Origin of the sequence: Alkalinema sp. FACHB-956, assembly GCF_014697025.1 — a bacterium.
Lineage (GTDB): Bacteria > Cyanobacteriota > Cyanobacteriia > Leptolyngbyales > Leptolyngbyaceae > Alkalinema.
Window position 1 is genome coordinate 832878 of record NZ_JACJRC010000001.1, and the last position, 7900, is coordinate 840777.

8 protein-coding genes, 1 tRNA gene and 1 pseudogene are annotated in these 7900 nt (G+C 48.1%); 3 read left to right on the forward strand and 7 right to left on the reverse strand.

Features of this window, described 5'->3' with window-relative positions; translation table 11 throughout:
* The first annotated feature begins 341 nt into the window (after nt 1–341).
* Both H6G21_RS03295 and H6G21_RS03300 read left to right on the forward strand, forming a co-directional pair.
* Nucleotides 342–1028 carry a hypothetical protein gene (locus H6G21_RS03295; protein ID WP_190570373.1) on the forward strand — a complete coding sequence of 229 codons (687 nt, stop codon included), beginning with the start codon at nt 342–344 and terminating at the stop codon, nt 1026–1028.
* A gap of 84 nt (nt 1029–1112) precedes the next feature.
* The gene (locus H6G21_RS03300; protein ID WP_190570374.1) at nt 1113–1829 is read left to right on the forward strand and encodes a hypothetical protein; all 717 of its coding nucleotides are present in this window, start codon (nt 1113–1115) and stop codon (nt 1827–1829) included.
* A gap of 27 nt (nt 1830–1856) precedes the next feature.
* On the opposite strand, the gene H6G21_RS03305 is transcribed toward H6G21_RS03300, so the two are convergent.
* From H6G21_RS03305 to H6G21_RS03335, 7 genes are all read right to left on the reverse strand, one after another.
* Nucleotides 1857–3014, reverse strand: coding sequence for an aminotransferase class V-fold PLP-dependent enzyme (locus H6G21_RS03305; protein WP_190570385.1), 1158 nt, complete (start codon nt 3012–3014; stop codon nt 1857–1859).
* A 23-nt stretch (nt 3015–3037) separates the two neighbouring features.
* On the reverse strand, nt 3038–3766 hold the full coding sequence (locus H6G21_RS03310) for a hypothetical protein (protein ID WP_190570386.1): 729 nt from the start codon (nt 3764–3766) through the stop codon (nt 3038–3040).
* A gap of 10 nt (nt 3767–3776) precedes the next feature.
* Nucleotides 3777–5165 carry an AAA family ATPase gene (locus H6G21_RS26155; protein WP_190570387.1) on the reverse strand — a complete coding sequence of 463 codons (1389 nt, stop codon included), beginning with the start codon at nt 5163–5165 and terminating at the stop codon, nt 3777–3779.
* A 153-nt stretch (nt 5166–5318) separates the two neighbouring features.
* Nucleotides 5319–5390 (reverse strand) — tRNA-Asn (locus H6G21_RS03320).
* Nucleotides 5391–5590: 200 nt separating this feature from the next.
* Complete coding sequence (locus H6G21_RS03325) at nt 5591–6139, reverse strand: NYN domain-containing protein (protein ID WP_190570388.1); 549 nt, start codon at nt 6137–6139, stop codon at nt 5591–5593.
* Nucleotides 6140–6347: 208 nt separating this feature from the next.
* A complete protein-coding gene (locus tag H6G21_RS03330) occupies nt 6348–7025 on the reverse strand; it encodes an energy-coupling factor ABC transporter ATP-binding protein (RefSeq protein WP_190570390.1) in 678 nt (225 codons plus the stop codon).
* Nucleotides 7026–7295, reverse strand: coding sequence for a hypothetical protein (locus H6G21_RS03335; RefSeq protein ID WP_190570392.1), 270 nt, complete (start codon nt 7293–7295; stop codon nt 7026–7028).
* A gap of 397 nt (nt 7296–7692) precedes the next feature.
* Here H6G21_RS03335 and H6G21_RS03340 point away from each other — a divergent pair.
* Nucleotides 7693–7900 (forward strand): annotated as a pseudogene (locus H6G21_RS03340) (photosystem II D2 protein (photosystem q(a) protein)); the annotation flags it as partial.

Sequence of the window (7900 nt, forward strand, 5' to 3'; positions counted from 1 at the left end):
ACAGTCCAGCCCCTAGGCAAGCTATTAGGCAAGCTATAGTTCGTCATTCCACCAAGGGTACCTGCCCCCGCCATTTCGTCCTCAATCGTAATTCCGATCTCCCTCGATCGGGTGGTTGGATGTTGCCTTCAAGGGGGAGCTAGGAAAGTGTTTTCATGCTTTGAATCTGTTCGATCTGATGCCCGATCGCGATGTTAGTTTTGGCCTGTGGGTTAGTGGGCAGCCTTGGCATGACTTTGTGCGATTTTTGTGCGATCGCAGAAGCAGTGGTTGGCGTTTAAAAATTGTTTGACCTAGGCGATCTTGAACCTAGGTGATTTCTAAATTCTGGAACGGTTGTTATGAACTACTTTTCGACCTTTATTGCGCTGTTGAAAGACCGTCAAAGTTTTTTGGAAGAAATCCACGATCGGGTGCAACTGGGACATAAAATTACGGCATTAATGCTTTGTAGTTTTCTGTGTTTTGCGGTGTATGGAGCCATTATTGGTTCCTTTCACAGTCCATTACAGTCTCTTTCTTCAGCGATCAAGCTTCCCGCCCTATATCTGATTACCCTAACAGTGTGTTTGCCTGCGCTCTATGTATTCAACGCCTTGTTTGGCTCTCGGAAAACGATCGGCCAGCACTTTACCTATGTGCTGAGTGCTGCATCAGTTATTGCCCTACTGTTGTGTGGTTTTGCACCAGTGACGATGTTTTTTCTGATGACGTTAAGTGTAAAAGATTACTCTTTCTACTTGCTGCTTAACGTCACTATTTTTGCCATCACCGGCATTTTTGGCATTTCCTTTCTCTATCAAGCGATGCGTCCAGTGGTGGATGGAGAAAAGGATGAAAATGTGAAAATTCGGACGAATATCCTAAAATTTTGGTTGGTACTCTATGGCTTTGTTGGCAGTCAATTAGGCTGGACGCTACGCCCCTTCTTTGGCTCGACCAATAGCTTTGAGTTGTTTCGCCCGAAGGAAGGTAATTTTTTAACGGGGGTTTGGACAGCGCTTCTCCATGTACTGGGTGGTGGCTAGTGTCAATAAGAGTGACTCAATAAGAGTGACTGAATTTGCAGGTGAGCCACGCAATTGTCCGATGCAAGCAGTGCGGAGTGCAGGATGGAAAACACGGCTCGATCGTTGATGATGACCTCCCGAGAGTTAGAAAAACTGTGTGGTAAGGAGGTGAATGATCTGTTTGTGGGCGGGATTTGTCGTCCGTCGGTTTTCCGCAATTGGCAAAATTTTCTAGCTTTTGCGGTGCTGGAACTTGCGGTGGCGGGAGTTTTGCTGATTTTTAGCTTGGTGATCAGTCTAGGTGTTTTTCGAGGAGCGCAGGACTTAAGCCAGGGAGCCAACGCGATCGCGTTTATCTGGGTCAGTGGGAGTTTGATGCTATGCGGACTGCTGGCCTGGAATCTCTGGATGGTGCTGGCAAGGAAACCCTTGCGAATGTTAATGCGATTGCTAGATGAAGTCGATCGATATAACGAGTTGGTTAAAACGATCGAGGTCATGGAGCAAATTCAGGCCATCACCCCGTCCCCAGAACGTAGCCACGATCGGACTGTTGTCTTAACAGCAGTGGAGCTAACGCGGGATAGTTTGGTATCTGGGTTGATGATGGAGCGGATTCTGCGGGAAAATCGTGGTCTGCTGGCTCGGCAACAGGATTTGCTGCTGCATTTAGAACATAACGGAGCCAATTTGACGGTGCTGGAATTGCACGATCGCGCCCAGGAATATTCGGATACGGTACGGTCTGCCATTGCGATCGGGCTATGGGTCAAGGCAGAAGTGGAGCAGGCTATGCTGAGCCAGAGAGAGCTGCGATAGTCCTGAATCAACGATTACTCTAGCAAACTAAAGGATCGATCGCAGGGTCTTTCCCAGAAACTCATACTCTGGCAAGGTGTTATAAAGCTGGGCTGAGATTCGAATCAAGCGTTGAGGTGCTGCGGGAAAGGGAATAATGGGTACTTCTAAGTTAAAGTCTTGCCAAAGGTGTTGATACAGTTTTTGCGCATCGCCATCCGGCAGCGGTAACGTTGCCATTGACCCTAGCATTTCATCAGGACAGGGTGTTGCAATCTCTAAAATTTGGCTGAGTGATTGCCTTGCTGTGATGGCTAAATGGTGGTTGTGTTCCATTAAGCCTGTCCAGCCTGTCGGGAGGAGTGAACCTAGATACTCGATCGCCTTGGGTACAGAAAGATAGGCGGTTGGATCGCCGGTTCCCATCCAGTCAAATTCTAAATGGAAGCGCGATCGAGTCGTGCGGGGATCGTTTCTGCCGTGGCTGATGGTGGTGGGATGGATGTGGGGTTGCCGTTCGGCTTGGACGTAGAGAAAAGCGGCTCCTTTGGGTGCACAGAGCCATTTATGGCAATTTCCAGTGTAGTAAGTTGCACCCAGCGATCGTAAATCTAACGGAATCATTCCAGGGGCATGGGCTCCATCAATTAAGCTCTCAATGCCTTGGGAATTCAGCATCGCAATGATTTCAGCAATCGGTAGGATTAAGGCTGTTTGACTGACCACATGATCCAGTAAAACTAAGCGTGTTTGATCAGAGAGTTTGCTACATACAGCCTGGACGATCGTATCTGGTGATGGCACTGGAAATGGAATGTCTGCAATAACGATCGTGGCTCCCGATCGTTCCGCAACGTAATTTAAAGCATTACGACAGGCGTTATATTCCTGGTTGGTGGTCAGTAGTTCGTCGCCCGCTTGTAGGTCAAGCGATCGTAAAACAGCATTAACGCCAGTGGTGGCATTGGGCACAAAGGCTAGATCGGTTGGATCGGCTCCCACAAAGGTTGCCAACACCGATCGGGCTTCATCTAGCCGTGCTTCGATCTCTCGCCCTAGGAAGCGCAGGGGTTGACGTTCGAGTTGCTGACGCAGGTGTTGTTGGTAAGCGAGAACTTCCCGTGGACAGGCCCCAAAGGAACCATGGTTGAGAAAAATAACCTCAGGGTCCAGTGTCCAAGCTTCCCAAAAGGGAGATCGATGCATAGGTGTGTGTGGGCTAGAAAGGGTTATTGCCAATTGTCGCTCATTTCCATGAGTTTCTCTGGGCTAATCAGTCCTTTCCCTCGATGGGCCAAAATGGCTTGGAAGGTTGCAAGACTGTGGCCTTGGGCTTTGGCTGCTTGCAATTGTTCAATGAGTTTGGTCGCTTTTGCTTTGCCAATGTAAGGTTCAAGATTGCGACGGACTTGGAGGTGGGCAGCAGGTTCCGAAATTCGATCGAACGCCTGAAACATCGGTAACGGCACAGGAACTCGATCGTCTAAGGCTTGTAGAACAGTGGCGATCGATCGCTGAAAACTTTCCTGATCTACAACCTTCCGCTCCAGCATTTCTAAGCGTTTTAGAATGTTTTCCACTGGTAGGAATTCGCTGGACGTTCGGGATGAGGTATCAGATGAGTTAACCGTTGTGGAATTGCTAGGGCGCAGAAGTGCAATTTGTTTGAGGGCGATCGCTTCGTTTTTCGCACTGATGATGTAGACCGTAATGCGTCCTGGGAGTTGTTGATCAAATTCAAGCGCTTTCAAATAAGCATGAAACTCTAAATGCCCAGAAATCAACTCGTAGTTTTCAAAGTCGATCGGTTTCACTAAGGGCACACTGAGCAATACCTGAGCTTCGACAATCTGGTGTGCCAAGGCTTCGATTTCCATTGCATGGGCTACTGGATCAAAACGACTTTGATCGGTAATGTGGATACTTTCTAGATCCAGTGTTTGGGTGATTGATTTCATTACTTGGCTCCTACAATCCCGTCATTGTCATGATTTCTTTAGTCAAGGCTTCGAACTCTTCTGCGGAAGCAGAGTGGGGTTTATAGTCAAAAATCGACTGTGGATCGGGAATGTCGAGATCCCCCAGTTCAACTACTCGTTCTAAAGCTGCCGATAGATCGCGCCGCTCATAAATTCGAGTGTTTAACAAAGGAAATTGATACCGCTCCTCAACAAGTTTCTCCATCTTGGGTAAAGTATGCTTGATAAATTTATCAATCGTGCTGACCTTGGAAGCTAAGACACCCAAAACTTCGATCGGTTGACGATTCATCATTTCCCGAAACTCATTGAGTCCTTCCAAAAAGGTTCGCACATTATTCAATCCTTCATTGGCAAACGGACGTAGATCTGAAGGAATCAGCAGATAATCACTCGCTAATAGAGCAATTCTGGCAAAGATGTTTAGTGAGGGCGGAGTGTCAATGATAACAACATCATAGTGATCTCGTACTTCGTTCAGTTTAGACAGTAACCGAGTTTGTGCTTGAGGGGAGTCATTTAACTCAGCCTCTTTCGTCGTTAAGCTGATGTGGCTGGGAATCACGTCAACCGCTGGAAAAGTGAAGGATGACTTCTGAACGACTTCAGGAATCGTAAATTTGTTGCGCTCGATAATGACGTGGTAAATATTACGGTCTTTAATGTTGTCTGCGGATTCGTCTTGGAACTTGACCAATCCGGTGGCAAAAGTTGTGTTGGCTTGGCTATCTAGATCAATGACTAAAACCCGTTTGCCTTTTTTGCACAATCCAGCCGCAAGATTAATCACCGTTGTGGTTTTACCAACGCCACCTTTGTTGTGATAGACCGCAATAACTTTCATGGTTTTTTCCGTGGAACTCGAAGATAAAGACTGGACAAGCGTGGTTGGATGATCCGGGGTCACGATCGCGGGTTCAGGAACAGCATCTTGGTCAGAAATCACCTCGATCGGGCCTTTTCCGACTAACTGCCGTAGTTGGTCGAGATGCATCGGCACCTCTCGACCGGGAACCTGTAACCGGAGTTCTAATTCCTCCGCAACCAGTTCGTAAACCCGCAACATTTTGCCATTGGTCAGTACCCCATAGCGCACACCCAAACTGCTGAGGTAATGCCGGAGTTTCCGTCGATGCCGATCGAGATTTTGGTTAGGATGCTTCGCCTCGAAAATCACCTGAAGTTGATCGGACTTCCCAATGACATTCCCCGCGATCGCTAGAAAATCTAACCGAAAGGCACCAAAGGTAATCTCCTGATGCCAGCTCTCCGGCGGATAGCCCAAGCTGGGCAACAAGTACTGCACAATGAACTTACTTTCGACCTCAGCCTCATTCCGGCATTGCTCAGGATTATAAAATTGCGCTGCTTCATTCACAGACTGACTATCCGTTGAATATCACCAATTCCTGTTATCTAGTAAAACCGCTACCTGAAGTATGACAGAAGTCACCGGATCGATTGATTATTTTGCAAAAAATAACTGCGAGTAAACTATACATCACTCGCAGTTATTAGTTATTTAGTTAAACTCCCCAGGCAAGATTCGAACTTGCGACCAATCGGTTAACAGCCGACCGCTCTACCGCTGAGCTACTGAGGAACGTCTCAGACCTTCTATATATTAACCAGAACTTCTGAATGACGCAACCCCTTTTTCAAAATTTTTTCCAAGAAATCTTCTGACGATGACCAGGATCTCTACGATGGGATGTCCACTAACGTTGGATACGCCCCTACGGTGTCACAGGACAGCCCGTAGAGTGCCATGGCTGAAATCGTCAGATCCGATCCATGGGCTGTTTATTTGCCGTAGCGTAACCGATCTAGCTTAGCCTGAGCCTCTGGATCCAAAGAATTCATCAAAAACCGCCCTGAGGATTTCTGGGCTGGTTTTTGTTTGTGCCGTACATGGCTGATCGTAAATTCCACTTCGTTGGCCAGTTGTTCCGCCGACATCCACTCCGCGCCATAGCCAACCACTGTCAACTGCTGTGCCCGATCGTTGGTTGCAACAATGATCCGTTGATGAAACTTCCGAATATCGTGACGGAAATCGGCGCAGGACTTTTCAATGTAAGTATCCGCCGTTTGTCCGTGATCGGTGTAGTGAATCGACAAAAAGCGAGTGATGATTTCTCGATTGCTGGGGCTGTTGCGATACTGAGCATCAAACACCAGCTGTGTATCGTAGGCATTGTAGGCTGCAAATCCAGCCATCAACTCAGTTAAATGACGACGGGCTTCTTCCAACCCCTGTCGATCGCGAATTTTTTTCAAGTCACGCCAAGCGCCGACTATGTTATAGCCGTCCACCAAAAGAATTGCTTGGGGGGGGGGGCGCTTTGACATTGCACCAAAAAGGTCGTGAAGAACTTGACATTTCTACATAATGCCATCCCTCATCAATTCTGTATACAGATCGCCCCAAGACATTTGTCAAATGATCCAGGCAACTCCAAAAAAAGCTGGAATTATCGAACCTACCATTGTCGATCGACCGTTAATCTCGATGGTTGTTCAATCGACGACTGAACACTCGATCTTCTACTCCGCGAGACTATTCAGCGATCGATGTTTCCAACTCCAGCAAGCGCTGCCGTAAGCGGGCTGGATCGCCCTGGTCAATCATGTGGCCTTGATGCAGCAAAAAAGCCCCATCGCAATAATTCAACTCATTCAAACGATGGGTGACCCAGAGTGCTGTAATGCCGCGCTCTCGTACCAGTCGTTGCACCTGGGCGACCAACTCTAGCTGACTATCCGGATCTAGCAGAGCGGTGGGTTCATCGAGCAGCAAAACATTACAGTGGCGCGCAATGGCTCCCGCGATCGCCACCCGTTGCTTCTGTCCACCACTCAAGGCATAGATGGGTCGCCGCTGAAATTCCAATAGATTAACGGCTGCCAAAGCTTCGGCCACGCGCTGGCGCACCTCGCTAGTGGATAGTTTTTCTTCGACCAAACCGAACGCGACATCGGCTCCCACCGTAGGCATCACCAATTGATGGTCAGGATTTTGAAAGACAAACCCGACGGGTGGGTCTAACTGGATGCCACCGGCTTGTTTGGGTAATAAACCTGCCAACAGCCTCAGGAGCGTGGATTTTCCACAACCATTCCCTCCCAACAGCATCCAAAATTCCCCATGGGGAACTTCCAAGGAGCAGTTGTTCAAGACCGTTTGGTCATTGCTCCACTGGAAGTTTAAGTTCTGGACTGAAATTGCAGATGTCATCTAGGACTCAGCCACCGCAAAGAATCCTGGTGTGCGACCAGACGTGCCGCCACTCGTTTTTTCGTAAACCTGCACCGCACAGATTGCGCTATTGAAAACGGCTACTTTCTTACCCACTTGATGGTCGCAGGTTAGCTCCAGTAATTCGATCGAGCTAGACTTCATTGCGCTGATCACTCGTTGATAATCGCCCTCCGCATCGGCCTTTTCTTTCTTTTGCACTGTTAAGGTGACGGGTGTTTCCTTGAGCGTCAGTTCCAAAATAAACATGCATCGTCCTCTGATGTCCGGCTTCTAGTATGACAAATTCTTAGGACTCACGGGCTAAAAGCTTGACTCTCAGTCCAGGAAAGTCAGCAAAATTTTCTGAAAATTGTAAAAGCAAGGATCCAAATCCCTGGAAGGATGGCTAAAACAAGGATCCAGAGGGTTTAAGTACCGTTTAAACACCCTGACAAGTTCAAACACCCTGGCAATGTAACAAAATATAAAAAAAACTCTCAGAATTCTCAGTCAACCCCTAGCAGTTTCTGAAAAGCTTCTCCTATAATTCAGGTAAAGAAACGTAAACTTTTGGCTGGAGGGTTTTAACTTTAACCAGGTTTCCACCCTGTCACTGGTTCAAAAGCTTGCTGGAACTCATCCAATTTCTTTGGAGAACACCCGTATGACTATCGCAATGGGGCGTCCTTCAGCGCAGCGCGGTATCTTTGATGCCGTGGACGACTGGCTGAAGCGCGATCGTTTTGTCTTCGTGGGCTGGTCAGGTCTGCTGTTGTTTCCCTGTGCCTTTCTGGCACTGGGTGGCTGGATGACCGGTACCACCTTTGTCTCGTCCTGGTACACCCATGGACTGGCCTCTTCCTACCTGGAAG